The organism is Pseudomonas graminis (assembly GCF_004364335.1).
Classification (GTDB): domain Bacteria; phylum Pseudomonadota; class Gammaproteobacteria; order Pseudomonadales; family Pseudomonadaceae; genus Aquipseudomonas; species Aquipseudomonas graminis_D.
In genome coordinates, this window is the sequence record NZ_SOCR01000003.1 from 95,828 (window position 1) to 110,446 (window position 14,619).

The following is a 14,619-nucleotide window of genomic DNA, read 5'->3' on the forward strand; positions in this document are numbered from 1 at the left end:
CATTTTCATCAACGAGGGCGCTCGACACTTGGCGTTTTCTGCTGCAGCGCGAGGTCAGGCGTCCAAGACATCGCGCCGAGCTGAGGCATAATGCCGCACGATTTTACCCCGTCACAGGATGAACCCATGAAAGTCGCGATTATTGCGGGCTCGGTGTATGGCTCGGCTGAAGAGGTCGCCCGCCACGCCCAACAGATCATCAAGGATGCGGGGCACGAGGTGCTGTTCAATCCGCGCGCCAGCCTGGCCGATTTGCAGGCCTTTGCACCCCAGGCCCTGCTGGCCGTGAGCTCGACCACCGGGATGGGCGAGCTGCCGGACAACATTCAACCGCTCTATCATCAGATCCGTGACGTGCTGCCTGCTGCCTGGCGTGGCCTGCCTGGCGGCGTGATCGCCTTGGGCGACGCGAGTTATGGCGATACGTTTTGTGCAGGCGGCGAGTTGATGCGCGAGCTGTTCGGTGAACTGGGGATTCTCGAGGTGCAGGAGATGCTGCGTCTGGACGCCAGCGAGACCGTCACCCCGGAAAGCGATGCCGAGCCCTGGCTGGCGGAGTTCATCGGGCATCTGAACGGTTAAATGGCGAGCGCTTGACGACCCCATCTCGGCCGAGACATGCCCAAGCCATCCCCCAGCGTTATTGATCACTATTCAGCGTGTCCCGTGTTGATTGTGACCCGACTACGAGTCGTTGACACTCGATGACCATTGCGCCTGCTTCTGCTTTTGCTGACTCCTGATAAATTCAGGGCAGTGGGAGCAGAGCCGGCTTCATCATTGGGGAGAGCGACATGAGCGAGTCCGTACGTTTTGAAGGCAAAGTGGTGGTGGTCACCGGAGCGGGCGGGGGATTGGGGCGAGCCCACGCGTTGTTGTTCGCGCAACACGGCGCGCGGCTGATCGTCAACGACCTCGGCGGTTCGGCCCATGGCGAAGGAGCCAACGCCTCAGCGGCCGATCGTGTGGTCGCGCAAATCCGTGAAGCGGGCGGCGAGGCGGTTGCCAATCATGACTCGGTCACCGACGGCGACAAGATCGTCCAGCACGCGCTCGATGCATTCGGCCGCGTCGACGTTGTGGTCAACAACGCCGGCATTCTGCGCGACAAAAGCTTCGCCAAAATGGACGACGCCGATTGGGATCTGGTTTACCGCGTGCATGTCGAAGGCGCTTACAAAGTCACCCGCGCGGCCTGGCCCCATCTGCGTGACCAGAACTACGGCCGCATCATCTTTACCTCATCCACCTCCGGCATCTACGGCAACTTCGGTCAGGCCAACTACGGCATGGCCAAGCTCGGCCTGTACGGGTTGACCCGCACGCTGGCGGTTGAAGGGCGTAAAAACAACATCCTCGTCAACGCCATCGCCCCCACCGGTGGCACTCGCATGACCGAAGGCCTGATCCCGGCCAGTGTGTTCGATCTGCTTAAGCCCGAGTTGGTCAGCCCGCTGGTGGTGTACCTGGGCAGCGAGCAGTGTCAGGACAGCGCCGGCCTATACGAAGTGGGCGGTGGCTGGATCGGCAAAGTCCGCTGGGAGCGCAGCCTGGGCGCCGGCTTTGACCCACGCGCAGGCTTTTCACCGGAAGACGTCGCGGCGCAGTGGCAAGCCATCAGTGACTTCAGCGACGCCGTGCATCCCGCTGACAACGTCGAAGCGCTCAAGGAAATGATGGCCAATCTGCAGAAATTTGCCTGATCGCTCTTTGATCGATTAGCGGCCAGTTCGAGTGATCGAACTGGCCGTTTTTGTAGGAGGGTTATTCGCCGCGACGTAGGAACGGTCTCTGAATGAGGCAATGATTCCGTCTTCAGTTTTTCAGCCTCAACCCCGTCCGGCATCGCCCGACACGTCCTGAGAATCAACCGGTTTTCAGGAGGTTTTATGATTGGCAATTTGAGTAAGGTGCAGGAGCGGCTGAGGGTATACAGCGCTGTCCCGGACAAGCAATTTAACGTGCGCTCCGGCCTCAATCCTCAAGAGGAGGCGGTTAAGCAGAAGGTGCGTCAGTACTGGGCGGACAAGAGCATTCCTGATGTTAAAAAGCTGGAGGGCTTGAACATCAATCTGTCTGGATTTGATCCTCGTAAGACCAGTAACAGGCAACTGATGGAAATCGGCGTTCTACTGGCCGAGCAAGGAATTATCGATGGAGACCTTATTGGCTCTATGTCTAGCATCAATGTCGAGTTCGATGCGCTAGGAAACGAGATTAATATGGATAAGGAGGTCAATGCGTATGAGTTCTTCACCCAGCAATTCGATCGACTGCAGGACTCTATCAAGCAAGGCAATGAAATGGCGAGAGGCGCCGTGGTGGATCTGAATACCGCTGTTTCTGTGCTGATGGCGCTGGAGGAACATGCAAAGCGTCCTCGTGAGCGCTCATTGGTGAATATTCGCGCCTGAGGGATGTAGGTGCGGCCCGGGACACAGCCAATGTGCCCCAGGCCTTCAGCTGTTACATGGGGACGACGTAGCTTCCGGAGTAGCTGGTTGACTTAGGACTTTGTCGATTATCGATCACCAGCCGGAATGTGCCAGCACCGAACAAGCCTGATGGGTCGTACATCGGTCTAGTTATCGAAGACCAATTTCCCCCTTGAAGCTGTTGGACGAACACAGGAACTTGCCCTGAAGCGCCTGTCACGTTGAAGTGATGGGAAGTCGTCCCGCAAGTCACCGTGTACGGTCCGTAGATCACCCGCTCCTCATTCGGGTTAACGGTGCCGGCCGGGATAGCGCCTGAAATCTTGGTGCAGAAATTCAAGTTGATTGCAGCTGGTTCGGCTGTTGCTACACCAGCAAGCGACGCCAGACTTGCCACCAGAATCAGCGAGGTCAGTTTTTCTTGAACATGTTAAGAGCTCCATTAGCCATTTATTGTTGGGTATCGTCGCGCGGTGTCTCCACCTCGCCGATGACTAATGTTTAAACAGAACATCGCGTAGGAATGTCGCTAGAAATGCTGTGGGATTTTTCTGAGCTTTGTTTTTGAGAGGGAGGATGGACCATCGCAAGCATAAAGACTCTGGAAATCGTCACTGACCCCAAAGCAAAAAAAAGCCGCTGCAATCGCAGCGGCCAAATAAGACGTTGAATCCAGGAGCTTCAAAACACAACGTCGGTGACAAGGGGCAAGCACATCCTGTCCGTTCAAAAACGGCGTTCCTGCGAAGGCGTTAGGGGCTGTGCTCGGATGGCGCGAAGGTTAAGGGGTTTGCTGTCACTGAAACAGCGCGCTTTATGACATGCAGTTTTACAGCCGCAGCAACAGTAGGATGACTCCACGGGCGGCGTTGAAAGGGGCCCTTTTCCCGCATAAACCGTCGACGCACACAGCCGCGTGGCATCAATAGTTATTCCATCGGTCAGCGGTGCAGCACTTTTAATAACAGCTCTTTTGGACTGCTCACGTATTTCACACTTTGGCTGGATGCCTTGGTGGCGAGGGCGGTCATCATGGAGCTGTATAAGATGACTGATCATATTTTCAACAATGACACCGATACGAAGCCGAGTTCGCTGCTCGATCACGCCAATCACGAGGCCGAGCTGTCAGCGCTGATCGTTTCGCAACTGCGTCAGGCTCCCACTGTGCGCGAGGCTGCCAGGCAAATGCTGGCCGAACAACTTGGTCGACTCAGGCCATTTCCCAATCCCGACGCGCTTTTCATTCACAGGGAGGATGCCGGGGGAGCCGATCCCGCCCCGCTCTGTCTGACTGATGTCCTGCTACACGCCCTCATGGGGGACAGGGTTTACCTGGATGACCCACAGGCCGTTCTCTCGACGCGTAAAGATTCCTCCCATGTCGCCTATACGTTGCCGGGGTTTGGCGTTGGAGCGTTCAGGGCAATGTGCGAGGACCTGATCTCACAATTGCCCGGCTATTTGAAGTTCAGACTCAATGCGTATTGGGAAGTGGACGAGCCGACGTTCAAATCCATTCCCGGTGAAAGTGCCGTTACCGGCACACGTGAGGAAGTCTTCGGGACATTGCAGTCCTGGATTTACGGGCACGCCATTCGACTGGCCAAGGGCCGCGGCGAACTGGACGCTCAAGACGAGACCCGTCTGTTGCGTGTTGTCGGGGACACCGATGCCAACGGTCGTTATGGCCTGTCGTTGCGCACCCCGCAAGGGACACTGCTGCCCCTTGCAGGGGTTTACGCAGCGACTGCGAACGATGTCGATGTCATGCCGCTGACTGCCGATGGCAGTCATGGGGGCATCTATCTCCTCACCCCGGCGGCCGGCGTGGAGAAGTTCGCCACAGTCAGTGAAATGAGCGCCGCGCTGACACACCGTCTGGAGCAGGATGCCACTCGGTATCTGCTGGCAGGGTGCCTGTCCCTCGCCGACCAGATGTCGCTGGACAGCATCCCGGCAGGCGCCCTGCAAGTAGAATATTCGCGGCTCAAAGAAAAGCCCGCGAGCCACTGGATGACTCGCTTGCGTGAAAAACAGCTGCGCGACATCAACCATCTGCTCGCGGATGCTCCGTCGATGGACGCCGAGTTCGAGGCACGGTTGCAAATGTTCGATGACGCCAGCCGCCTTGACGATCTGGATGAGGCATTGAACGTCCGCTACCTCGCCCTGCTGGCGTTCATTCAGGAGCGACGTCTGCCCGATGGGATCAGGTTCGCTGCCGCTGAAGATCGGCATCGCTACGACAGGCTCGCCGCCGAGCAGTCACGATGTGAAGCGCTGATGCAGGCGCAGATGGCTGGCACCGAGTCGCCCGAAATCTTCGCCCGCAACGAAATCGCTGCTTATTTGATGAAGCATCTGGGCTTTACCGTTGATCCGGCAAAAGTGACGATCAATCTGCCGGACGAAATGGCGTTCGCCAGCGGGCCGCTCAACGCTGTCTACACCGATACATTGTTAGGGTTTGCCCTCAATGGCCTGCCGGAGCTCGACCTGCAACGGGGACCTAATGTCGAGGTTGATCCTGCGTATGCACACTCGCGACTGGACTTCGAGTTCATCTGCCGCTTGCTGAAAGATCTTGATCTGAAACAACGCTTCGAGAGCGAACTGGAGCGTCGTTATCGCGACCAGACCACACTGGACGCCATGGCGGCGTTGCGTGCCAGCACAATCGCCTTGAGCGCGTGGGCGGCGAAACTCCAGGGTCATCTTTCCGATCGTGGTCTCGCGTTGGTCGAGCAAGCGCAGTCGAACCTCGGCAGCAGCCGCGCCTTGAGTGTCGGTGGCCTGTATCTGAAGGGCGGCGACCGCAGACTGGAAGATGTGGTGGTCATCAGGGAGACCCACGGCGATGACGCGTTTTATGTGCTCTACGCCCCGGGACATCCGAGTGGACGCGATCTGTTCGATTTCGACAGCTGGCGCAAGTTGTCGTTTGAAGTTGGCGGCTGGACGGCCAGCGCCCGCGGGGCCCAGTACCTGCTGGATCAGACCGTGGTTAATGCCGACCAGCACGTGGTGCCCTACATTGAAAGCCTTCGGTTGAAGCCTTCAGCCTGGAATGTTGACAGTGTGCTGTTCGTCACCGTCAACGCTTCCTCCTTCACTGAGGCGATGTCGAGCTTGAGTCACTACAAGATCGAGCAGATGCTGACCCGCAATCGAATCGTCTCCAGCGCTCGTGCGCCACACATCACCCGGCAGGATCGGATGGCGGCGGTGGTGTTGGAACAGCGGGTCTCGGCGCTGCAGAAAGCCTATGACAGTTTCGGCGTCATTCCATGGCGCGCCGCTGCCCGTCAGGAGTGCGAGCGCTTGATCGACAAGCATCTGAAGGCCTCTGGAGTACCGGGGCGCATCGACCCGGACACCGTGTTTTTTGATCTGGACGGCAGCACGGGCGATGGGGAGCCGGATTTTGGGCGGTACACGACGCTACGGTGCCTGACCGACCTGTTCATGGTGGGTTACTCGGAAGAAGACTATGCCTTCGCCCCCGATGCCGCTGTGTATTCCTCCATTGGCCAGGATGTGTCCGCGCTTTCGGGGGCGTTCGTGGATGAAATGATCCGCGGGTCCAATTATGCCGATGAGTACATCGCCGAGTTGCGCCGGCATACGCAAGGGCTGACCAACTCGCCGCCACCCAGGGTTCGCGCTCTCTTCGCGCGCAAGACACATTATGAGCTGCGCCGTGACGCGCTGACCGAATACATCGCAGGCCGGCTGACTCCCGATCAGTACATGTGGCTTGTCAGAATGGCCTCAAGCCTGGACAGCAGCATTGTCGGTAACACGGCCCAGACGCCTGGATCTTTCCATCTGCTGATGATGGAGCACAAAGCCTTTGCCGGCATCTACGTTTTCAAACCGGCCCAGGACAATGCCCGGCTGGGAGCATGGGTCTACACCCCAGGGGCGCCGGACGGCCATCTGTTTCGTCAGGAAGAAGACGTCGTGCGCTCCGTTGCGCGGCCAGGCATGAGTCGTTATTACTATGATCGGGTCCCTTACAGAGCCCAGCGCATCATTGGCTCGCTCATGCAAAAGCTCGAGATGTCATCGGTGATAGATGGCAATCCGTACATGGTCAGCCATTCAACTCCGATCAAAAGCCTGGAAGGGCTGCACGGTATCGCCGTGCAGCACTTGATCGTTGATATTGATGCCCAAACCGAGAGCGTTGCCGAACGACGCTTGCTCAACACGTATACATTCATACGTAAATACGGCGGTTATCTGGCTGACCTTAACCCGATGACTAAGCTGGTGTGGACGGCCCTGCACGCTGCGGTGGATCTGTATCGCGGCGTTCAGGCTTACCAGGATGGCGACCGAGCGCGCGCGCGGGGCTATTTCGCCAAAGCGGCCTTCGGTGCATTCAAGGCAGGCAGACAGGCACGATCGATCCGCAAGGCCGAAAAGTTGAAACAACTGGAAAAGGCGAAGAACAGCTCTGGGTCGCTGGCTCGCTCCTGATGTTCAGTGCAGCGCGCCCATACCGGGCAGCTGAACCAGACGCTGAGTGAGCCGCACCCGTTGAACCGGGTCATCACTCAACATCAATGCATGCTCCAGGTCGAACCGTTCGGCCTGCGGGCATTCCAGCTGCCGGTACAGGCTGGCGCGGGCGAGGTAATCGCTGGTGTTGGCCTGGCCCAGTTCCATCACCCGGGTCGCGTCTTTGAGGGCGGCGATCAAATCGTCGTTTAGCTGATGCAGATACCGCAGGTTTCGCGACAGCCGCTGCAGCATCGCCGCTGGGGTCGCGGTTTTCATGTGCTCGGCCTTGAGCGGCATGTCCGCGCCAAACTGACGCAGCAACAATTCCCGCCAGTCTTTGGGGTAGAGCCTGCGTCCGCCACAAGGGTCCAGCGTATGGTCGGCACCGGGCACACGCAGCAGAAAATGCCCCGGGAAGTTCACGCCTTCCAACGGAATCTCCAGTCGCTTCGCTATTTCCAGCGCAACCAGCGCCAGCCCCAGAGGTTGGCCGCGACGACGTTCAAGGACCTTGTGAATCAAGGCAGCCTGGGGTTTAGGCTGAGCAGCATCGTCTTGCTGAAATCCCAGCGTCGCCAGTTGCCGCAGCAAGGGCTGGGCTAGCTCTGTGGCCGGCAACAAAGGAAGCGCCGCGCCGACGCTGCGTTGCAGAGCGGTGAGCTCGTCGCAGATGACCTTAAAGTCAACCTGGCTGTCGTGCTCAGTGGCGATCCATGAAGCCGCTTCGAAGGTAGACGGCGGGGTCCGTTCTAGACAGGCAAGGCATTGCTGGCGCGGATTCATCGACTTCTCCGGCAGGATAAGACGGCTGAGAAGAATAAACGGGATGACTCTGTTTTATCCCTGGCCGCTGCCTTCGTCCAGCGTTGATTGATCGCGCGCGGCCAACGGCAGTCCGTCGTCCGGATCCGCCCGGGGCCGGCCTTCTTTTTTTCAACCAGCGCCTATACTCGCCAGTACGAAAAAGGGGAGCAGTGCCCATGTTCGCTCTCATGCAAAGCTCACGCGTGCAATCACTGCACATGATGGTTGAGCCGCGCACCGGCCTGAAGGCGGTGATCGCGATCCACAGCAGCCAGAAAGGTCCGGCAATGGGGGGCTGTCGCTACCTCTCCTATCCAAATGAAGAGAGTGCCATCGAAGACGCCATCCAGCTGGCCAGGAACATGAGCTACAAAGCCGTACTGGCCGGATTGTCACTGGGCGGTGGAACGGCAGTGATCATGCAGCCCGCCCACGTGCCTGATCGGGCTGCCTTGTTCGAGGCGTTCGGGCGATTCGTGCAATCCCTCGACGGCCGTTACGTCACGGCCATGGACAGCGGCACGTCGCGAGAGGACATGGACTGCATCGCCCAATTCACCCCGCACGTCACCAGCACCACGGCCGTCGGCGACCCGTCTGCGCACACTGCGCTGGGGTTGTACGCCGGGATCCGTACCACGGCCATGGCAAGGCTGGGCAGCGAAAACCTGGAAGGTCTGCGCGTGGCGATTCAGGGGCTGGGACATGTGGGTTACGCCCTCGCGGAGCAGTTGCATGCGGCGGGCGCCGAGTTGCTGGTGGCTGATCTGGACAGTGGCAAGGTGCAACTTGCCATGGAGCAGTTGGGCGCCAAGCCGATTGCCAGCGAAGCGCTGCTCAGCACCCCTTGCGACATCCTTGCGCCGTGCGGGCTGGGCGGCGTGCTCAACAGCCACAGTGTGACCAAGTTGCGTTGTGCCGCCGTCGCGGGTGGCGCCAATAACCAGTTGAGCTGCGCTGCGATTGCCGACCAACTGGAAGCCCGCGGCATTCTGTATGCACCGGATTATGTGATCAACTCCGGCGGCCTGATTTATGTCGCCCTGCATCACCAGGGACAAAGCCCGGGCAGCATTACCGCGCATCTGACGCAAATCGGCACCCGGCTGACCGAGGTGTTCGCCCATGCGCAAGCTGAAAAGCGCTCACCCGCACGGGTCGCAGATGAGCTGGCAGAGCGGCTGCTGGACACGGACTGAATCGTTTCGGTGGCAAGCCGGCCTTCAACTGGCTGCAGCCGAAGTTGCGGGCCTGATTACTCTGTCGGCTCCGCCGCGGGTGCCAGCTCGTTGAGTGCCAGGGCATTGCTTTTGAACGCGGCAGCGAAGACGGCGCGGTTTTTTGCCATGAAAATACTGGCGTCTTCGGCGTGTTTTTCGGAGAGCCCGGCGACGTTCTTCATCAACACATCGGTGAGCAGTTCTGCCAGTTCCAGCATCTGATCATGGGCATCGGCGAGTTTGCGGTCCACGAACGTAGTCTCCAAATCACGGGTACTGCGGTAAAGGGTTTCAACAGCCATTGTTGGCCTCGTCGTCATTTCCAGAGTTGTAAGGGATCAGCCCGGGCGCTCAACGCTTCGGCCGACGGATGATGCAAAGACAGCGTGCTCCGTCTTTTTACTGTTTATTTATACAGTGCGCAGCATAGGTGAATCGCCGCAGCTTGGGTAGGGGGTGGGCGCTCACTTTTTTGCCTAGCGTGGCCTTGCGACAACTGGTCACGTTCTCAACCTTAGCCGATGGCCCTATTAATGCTTGCCTTCGGATACCTCGCGCACGAGCAAACCGTCATGCGCGGGGAGCATCATCCGGTCCGGGTCACCCAAGGAAGCACATCGTGAACATCAATGCGGCCATAGCCCTGCGTCGACAGATCCACCGCTGCTCTGAAGCGCAGCGCTCGTTATGAACAATTTTGGTTTGGTCAGGGGAGGTAAGGGATGGCGGGTGTGAAATGGGCAGATCGGATGCGGGCCAGGCTGCATGGCGGTGCCAACAGCCTGGGCAATTTGGCCGTTGAAGCGTTTCACTATCTGGCGCTGTTCGGTATCGGGGCGGTTACCGCTTACGCCGCGATAAAAGCCTTCATTGGCATGCTCGGGCAAGAATACATCGCCGTGGACGATATTTTGCTGCTGTTCATCTACCTCGAACTGGGCGCGATGGTCGGGATTTATTTCAAGACCAACCACATGCCCCTGCGCTTCTTGCTCTACATCGGGGTGACCGCGTTGATTCGCTTGCTGATCAGTGACGTGTCGCACCACAAAGCGCCGGATTTGGGGATTATCTACGTCTGTGGTGGCGTGCTGTTGCTGGCATTCTCGATTCTGGTGGTGAGGTATTCTTCGTCGAAGTATCCGTCGGTGCAGGAGAAAGTGGAGTAGGGACGGGATGAGTCCTTATTGTTAAGGACTCATTCAAAGTTTGTCTGGCGTAGTTCCTGGCGTTTGGTATGCATGTAGTTGTCAGCCGCCGCCGAGGACTGGTGACAGGGGCGTGGCGACGGCCTTTCCCATCCATACGCATCACCAGACGGGCCTGGATTACTTCCTGACCTTTTTCATGATTTCTTCAATCATCTTGAGCGTATCCGAGCCGCGGCCTTCGATAAGTTCGACATAAAAATTGCTGTAAGCTTCAGAAAGATCGCGATATTTTCGGAGGTTTGATTCATCCATAATTCGATGGCCTGGTATGTCTCGTGCTTCGACCTGGGTATTAATCTCACCTCGCTCGGCGGCCGATATTAAAGGCTCCATATGCTCATACAAAGCGAGTGCTGCCGGTTCCTTTTCTTTATACCGTTCTAATTGCTTGCGTAACTCGATTGCGGTCTGTCTCAACGCCTGAATGTCCATGCTCAATCCTGATCGCCGATTTCGCTCGCTACAGACTTTAGCTGATCGCCGTTATCTGCGGTCGTGATTCTCGTGATATTGGCAAGGTGCTATAGCGAGTGCGACTTTGCGTGGGAGAGCTTTAGCGCGCAGTGCATGCCATTGTTTGCAATCAACTCACTGCTCTCCGGTGGCCATCCTCCCCCAACCCCATAAAAAATGCCCCGTCTCAACGGGGCATCTTCATGTGCAAAGAACGGTCAGTTCACCCACACCCCAACATGGTAATGCCAGCCATCGCCTCGGCTTTCCCAGTACGGATGTTGATAGCGATAGCCCGGCCGTATTGCTTCCCAGTGGCCGTGCTCGGCGACGTAGCGGTTCCCGTTCCAGCGCCAGTAGCCGCGGGACCAGACGTAGCCCGGACGCGGCGCCGGTTCTTCTTCGATGACGCGCACGGGCGGCGCTTGCGGGGCGACGACTTCGACGTATTCGGCGCGCGGCGCGGGTCGGTCTACGACTCGCCGCTCGTGCACCACTCTTTCTTCCACGCACCCGGTCGCCAGGGCCAGCGCGCCAATCAGCGCTATGTATCGTAGAGACATATCGTCACCTCAGACTTGTCCAGACTCTGCTGCTCGCCGTTTTGTTGTGTCACGGGGCAGCCGGCTTGCTACAGGTTTGTTGTAACAGGTGCTTTCTGTCTGGGGGCTGAATCGGCGGGACTTACAGGGGAGCAGGCGATCGTCGGCGGGTGGCAGGGCGCATCGGGATTCACGTAACGAAGAGGCTGCGCTGGCGAGGCGATAGATATCACCTCACTCCAGGCGCATCAAAATTCAGATGCCGGCAGTCAGCTGCGGACGGCGGAGGAAGCTGGCTCGAGTGGGCGGTGGCGAGAGTTGCTTGAGGTCGCCGTCGGTCATGGCTGCCAGGATCTTGATGGCGCTATGGCCCTGTTCGATGGCGATGCCGAACTGAATGCTTTCGATTAAACGACGCAGACGCTTGGGCGAGTTGCGTTGCTCGGCACTGAGCAGGCGTTTGGCGACCACACCTGACTCATTCGACAGCGTCAGCATGATGGTCCCGTCAAGGCCCTGGATGCTCAGGTTGACCCGGTAGTCGGGATGGAAGGCGTCGGTGATCAGTTGAAAAGGGTTGTCCATGGCCTGTTACCTGTTAACGATCTGCATAAATTGACTGGGGGTGAATCCCTTTAGTTCGCGAAGCCGATCAACGGTTAATGATTCCTGCCTTGGCCGCTCTCGCTGAAGTCGCGGTGATATCCATAAGTGGTCCGTTGAAACGTCGTCTCATTGGGCGAGTCACTGCGTCCGAAGCCAATAGGTCTGCGGCGTGCAGGTGAGGTGTAAGCTCGACGATACAAAGCTTGCAGGGTTTGGGCCACAAGGGACGAAAGGCGCGGATGCTCCCAGTAGGCGGACCGCAAGGCCCTGAATCGAGAAGCAGGTCACTGTTTGGGCGGTCCATCTTGTACTGGCCAACTGCTTGGCCAATTCCCACTCGGCACCATTTGCGCGCCTCATGCGTTCTTTGTGTGCGAAAGGTTGGTGGGTGAACACGCCGCATGTTTAGCGCAGCTCACAGGGCGAGCGCTTGGCGCTTGATGAGCACGCGAAAAAAGGGGCGGGCCCGTTTCCCGGCCCGCCCCTCGTTCAGCAGTTCAGAGCTTCAAGGCTGCTGCATCAGCCGTGCAACGCTTCATCCTTCTCGAGAAATTCTTCTTCGAGCAACGCGTCAGCACTGACGGGCTCGTCATCCAGATCGCTTTCAATCACCGGAGCCGCGCCTCGTTTGTTGCCGCGCAGTTTTCCGAAAAGATGCTCCAGGGCGTGGTCCAGTTTGACCGCCGCTCCATCCACTGCCTGATCGATCGAATCGGCCTTGTGGGTAACGGAAATGGGTTGGTGTCCTTTTGGCCGGGCTTCCATCTGGCAACGGATGTCGTGCGGGCCGGGCTTGTCGCCGTTTTCGTCGTTGATGTGGACTTCAACGCGGGTCAGATCCTCTTCGTATCGTTCGAGCGTAGTTTCAACCGTGGTTCGTACCCACTCCTCCAGACGGACGCTGTTTTCGATGTGGTTATCGCTGTTGACCTGGATTTGCATAGTTCTTCCCTTACTTTGGCTTGCTCGGGAGAGTCTGGACGAGGTGTTTTTCGTCTGCCCTCATTCACAGTGTTGGCGCCGATCCACGAACAATTCAACCCCTTGGAACCGAGAATATATTTCGCCAATGCGGGAACTCGACCGGCAAGTCCATTTTTACTGGGCTGAGCCTTTTCACGGCCTCATTTCAGGCGCTGCAGATTTGTTGCGAGATTCGTCGGAGATCTTTTGCGCATGAGAATATTTATCATTAATATCGCGCCTCGCATCCTTCCCAACCTCGTGCCACAACCATGATCGATCCGCCTCCGTCCTCGAACTCAACGTGTCAGGACCTCGACCACGAGGCGCCGAAGGCTGCACGCGCGCGGTTTCTGGAGGTTTTTCTGTCCCAGCGTCCGCAAATGGAGGCGCTGGTGAGCCGAAGAGTGGGTTGCCGGGCGACGGCGGCCGACCTGGTGCAGGACCTGTTTCTCAGGTTCTGGCGGCGTCCGCTGGTGCAGGTCGAGGAGCTCAACACGTACTTGCTGCGCTGCGCTGGCAATATCGCCATTGACCATCTGCGCAATGAGAGCACCCGCGCCCGGCTCAGCGACGAGCTGCTGCCTGACGCGCATCGGCCCGAGACTGACGAACCTCAGGCGGCGCTGGAGGCGAGCAACGATCTGCGCCATATCGAAACGGCGTTACGCGGATTGCCGGAGAAAACCCGGCAGATCTTTCTGCTCAACCGTATCCACGGGCGCAAGTACGCCGAAATCGCGAAGGCCATGGGCCTTTCGCAGAGTGCCGTGGAGAAGCACATGATGCGCGCCCTCCAGACCTGCAAGGCGAGCGTCAATCAGGACGTTGCTCGGGATTTGCCCCTGGGTGGGAAATCCGGGGGCGTGCGTCGATGAACTCAGTTCCTCATCCGAATGCCGATCCTCACACCGTGGCCCTGAGCTGGCTCAGCGTGTTGCACAACCAACCGACGGTCGCCGATCAGGCGCGTTTCAGCCGTTGGCTGCACGCCGATCCTGCCCATGCCGAGGCGTACGCTCAGGCACAAGTACTGTGGGAACTCAGCGAAGAGCCTGCCGCCACCCTGGCCGGCGAAGACACCATCGCGCTCGATGCCTTGCTGCGAAAAATGGACGCGCCCACGCCGCGAAGGCTGCCGCGCTGGGGATCGGCGCTGGCGATGGCGGCGTGTCTGGTGCTGATGGTGAGCGTCGGGCTTGGCTGGAATCCGCAGCGCTGGGCGGATGATCTTGCCGCCGACTATGTGTCGGAGCCTGGACAGGTCCGGACCGTGACCCTGGCCGACGGCTCGCAGGTGACGATGGACGCCGACAGCGCGATCGCCGTGCATTTCGACGCAGGTGAGCGGCACGTCGAGTTGCGCCGTGGCGCTGCATTCTTTCAAGTCACCCACACCGGCGAGCCGTTTGTGGTCGATGGCGGACGCGGGGAAACCCGGGTGCTGGGCACGCAGTTCGAGGTGCGCCTGCAGCCTGCCGGTGCGCAAGTCACCGTACTTTCCGGGCGCGTTGGGGTGAAGGCTGCCGCCGATGCGCCGCAGCAGATCCTGACGGCAGGTCAGCGGGCCCGTTATGACCGTGAGCGAACCGGCGAGCCGCAGCCTGTGGACAGCGAAAGCCAGTTGGCCTGGCGTCAGGGCTGGCTCAATTACGCCCGCACACCCCTCGCTGATGTGATCAACGACCTCAACCGTTATTACCCGGGCCGGATCATTTTGCTTAACGATCAGCTGGCGGCGAAGACTGTCAGCGGCAGCTTCCCCAGTCGCGATCCGCTGGCTGTGCTGGCGGCGTTGAAATCCGTCGTGGGTTTTGAGCAGTACGAAGCGCTGGGGCGGGTAATTGTGATCCGCTGATCAACAGCGAGTGGT

General features: G+C 58.8%; 14 protein-coding genes. 8 read left to right on the forward strand and 6 right to left on the reverse strand.

The window, feature by feature from the left end:
- Positions 1-126 precede the first annotated feature (126 nt).
- The 4 genes from EC919_RS05485 to EC919_RS05500 all read left to right on the forward strand — a co-directional run bounded on the left by EC919_RS05485 (position 127) and on the right by EC919_RS05500 (position 6,923).
- A complete protein-coding gene (locus EC919_RS05485; RefSeq protein WP_133771991.1) occupies positions 127-582 on the forward strand; it encodes a flavodoxin in 456 nt (151 codons plus the stop codon).
- 212 nt (positions 583-794) lie between these two features.
- On the forward strand, positions 795-1,703 hold the full coding sequence (locus EC919_RS05490) for an SDR family oxidoreductase (protein WP_133771993.1): 909 nt from the start codon (positions 795-797) through the stop codon (positions 1,701-1,703).
- Positions 1,704-1,889: 186 nt separating this feature from the next.
- On the forward strand, positions 1,890-2,414 hold the full coding sequence (locus tag EC919_RS05495) for a hypothetical protein (protein ID WP_133771995.1): 525 nt from the start codon (positions 1,890-1,892) through the stop codon (positions 2,412-2,414).
- Positions 2,415-3,482: 1,068 nt separating this feature from the next.
- The gene (locus EC919_RS05500) at positions 3,483-6,923 is read left to right on the forward strand and encodes a dermonecrotic toxin domain-containing protein (RefSeq protein ID WP_133771997.1); all 3,441 of its coding nucleotides are present in this window, start codon (positions 3,483-3,485) and stop codon (positions 6,921-6,923) included.
- 3 nt (positions 6,924-6,926) lie between these two features.
- On the opposite strand, the gene EC919_RS05505 is transcribed toward EC919_RS05500, so the two are convergent.
- On the reverse strand, positions 6,927-7,730 hold the full coding sequence (locus EC919_RS05505) for a SirB1 family protein (protein ID WP_133771999.1): 804 nt from the start codon (positions 7,728-7,730) through the stop codon (positions 6,927-6,929).
- Positions 7,731-7,927: 197 nt separating this feature from the next.
- Here EC919_RS05505 and EC919_RS05510 point away from each other — a divergent pair, with 197 nt between their 5' ends.
- Entirely contained in the window at positions 7,928-8,950 is a 1,023-nt protein-coding gene (locus EC919_RS05510) for a Glu/Leu/Phe/Val dehydrogenase family protein (RefSeq protein ID WP_133772001.1), read from the forward strand.
- A 56-nt stretch (positions 8,951-9,006) separates the two neighbouring features.
- Here EC919_RS05510 and EC919_RS05515 read toward each other — a convergent pair whose 3' ends face one another.
- Positions 9,007-9,273, reverse strand: coding sequence for a YebG family protein (locus tag EC919_RS05515; RefSeq protein ID WP_133772003.1), 267 nt, complete (start codon positions 9,271-9,273; stop codon positions 9,007-9,009).
- Positions 9,274-9,693: 420 nt separating this feature from the next.
- Here EC919_RS05515 and EC919_RS05520 point away from each other — a divergent pair, with 420 nt between their 5' ends.
- Positions 9,694-10,140 (forward strand): phosphate-starvation-inducible protein PsiE, encoded by a 447-nt coding sequence (locus EC919_RS05520; RefSeq protein WP_133772005.1) that lies wholly within the window; start codon positions 9,694-9,696, stop codon positions 10,138-10,140.
- A gap of 159 nt (positions 10,141-10,299) precedes the next feature.
- Here EC919_RS05520 and EC919_RS05525 read toward each other — a convergent pair whose 3' ends face one another.
- The 4 genes from EC919_RS05525 to EC919_RS05540 all read right to left on the reverse strand — a co-directional run bounded on the left by EC919_RS05525 (position 10,300) and on the right by EC919_RS05540 (position 12,725).
- The gene (locus tag EC919_RS05525) at positions 10,300-10,614 is read right to left on the reverse strand and encodes a hypothetical protein (RefSeq protein WP_133772007.1); all 315 of its coding nucleotides are present in this window, start codon (positions 10,612-10,614) and stop codon (positions 10,300-10,302) included.
- 239 nt (positions 10,615-10,853) lie between these two features.
- On the reverse strand, positions 10,854-11,198 hold the full coding sequence (locus EC919_RS05530) for a YXWGXW repeat-containing protein (protein ID WP_133772008.1): 345 nt from the start codon (positions 11,196-11,198) through the stop codon (positions 10,854-10,856).
- 234 nt (positions 11,199-11,432) lie between these two features.
- On the reverse strand, positions 11,433-11,762 hold the full coding sequence (locus tag EC919_RS05535; protein ID WP_133772010.1) for a DUF3509 domain-containing protein: 330 nt from the start codon (positions 11,760-11,762) through the stop codon (positions 11,433-11,435).
- A 540-nt stretch (positions 11,763-12,302) separates the two neighbouring features.
- Positions 12,303-12,725, reverse strand: a complete 423-nt coding sequence (locus EC919_RS05540; protein WP_065991892.1) for an HPF/RaiA family ribosome-associated protein — start codon at positions 12,723-12,725, stop codon at positions 12,303-12,305.
- A 293-nt stretch (positions 12,726-13,018) separates the two neighbouring features.
- Here EC919_RS05540 and EC919_RS05545 point away from each other — a divergent pair, with 293 nt between their 5' ends.
- The gene (locus EC919_RS05545) at positions 13,019-13,624 is read left to right on the forward strand and encodes an RNA polymerase sigma factor (protein WP_133772012.1); all 606 of its coding nucleotides are present in this window, start codon (positions 13,019-13,021) and stop codon (positions 13,622-13,624) included.
- Positions 13,621-14,604 carry a FecR family protein gene (locus EC919_RS05550; RefSeq protein WP_133772014.1) on the forward strand — a complete coding sequence of 328 codons (984 nt, stop codon included), beginning with the start codon at positions 13,621-13,623 and terminating at the stop codon, positions 14,602-14,604. Before EC919_RS05545 ends, EC919_RS05550 begins: the two co-directional genes overlap by 4 nt.
- Positions 14,605-14,619: the final 15 nt, after the last annotated feature.

What these genes read in the sequence shown, in the direction of transcription:
- EC919_RS05545 (WP_133772012.1), top strand. Translation starts at nt 13,019, where the DNA reads ATGATCGATCCGCCTCCGTCCTCGAACTCAACGTGTCAGGACCTCGAC.
- EC919_RS05505 (WP_133771999.1), bottom strand. Translation starts at nt 7,730, where the DNA reads ATGAATCCGCGCCAGCAATGCCTTGCCTGTCTAGAACGGACCCCGCCG.
- EC919_RS05550 (WP_133772014.1), top strand. Translation starts at nt 13,621, where the DNA reads ATGAACTCAGTTCCTCATCCGAATGCCGATCCTCACACCGTGGCCCTG.
- EC919_RS05510 (WP_133772001.1), top strand. Translation starts at nt 7,928, where the DNA reads ATGTTCGCTCTCATGCAAAGCTCACGCGTGCAATCACTGCACATGATG.
- EC919_RS05520 (WP_133772005.1), top strand. Translation starts at nt 9,694, where the DNA reads ATGGCGGGTGTGAAATGGGCAGATCGGATGCGGGCCAGGCTGCATGGC.
- EC919_RS05530 (WP_133772008.1), bottom strand. Translation starts at nt 11,198, where the DNA reads ATGTCTCTACGATACATAGCGCTGATTGGCGCGCTGGCCCTGGCGACC.
- EC919_RS05490 (WP_133771993.1), top strand. Translation starts at nt 795, where the DNA reads ATGAGCGAGTCCGTACGTTTTGAAGGCAAAGTGGTGGTGGTCACCGGA.
- EC919_RS05495 (WP_133771995.1), top strand. Translation starts at nt 1,890, where the DNA reads ATGATTGGCAATTTGAGTAAGGTGCAGGAGCGGCTGAGGGTATACAGC.
- EC919_RS05525 (WP_133772007.1), bottom strand. Translation starts at nt 10,614, where the DNA reads ATGGACATTCAGGCGTTGAGACAGACCGCAATCGAGTTACGCAAGCAA.
- EC919_RS05500 (WP_133771997.1), top strand. Translation starts at nt 3,483, where the DNA reads ATGACTGATCATATTTTCAACAATGACACCGATACGAAGCCGAGTTCG.
- EC919_RS05540 (WP_065991892.1), bottom strand. Translation starts at nt 12,725, where the DNA reads ATGCAAATCCAGGTCAACAGCGATAACCACATCGAAAACAGCGTCCGT.
- EC919_RS05485 (WP_133771991.1), top strand. Translation starts at nt 127, where the DNA reads ATGAAAGTCGCGATTATTGCGGGCTCGGTGTATGGCTCGGCTGAAGAG.
- EC919_RS05535 (WP_133772010.1), bottom strand. Translation starts at nt 11,762, where the DNA reads ATGGACAACCCTTTTCAACTGATCACCGACGCCTTCCATCCCGACTAC.
- EC919_RS05515 (WP_133772003.1), bottom strand. Translation starts at nt 9,273, where the DNA reads ATGGCTGTTGAAACCCTTTACCGCAGTACCCGTGATTTGGAGACTACG.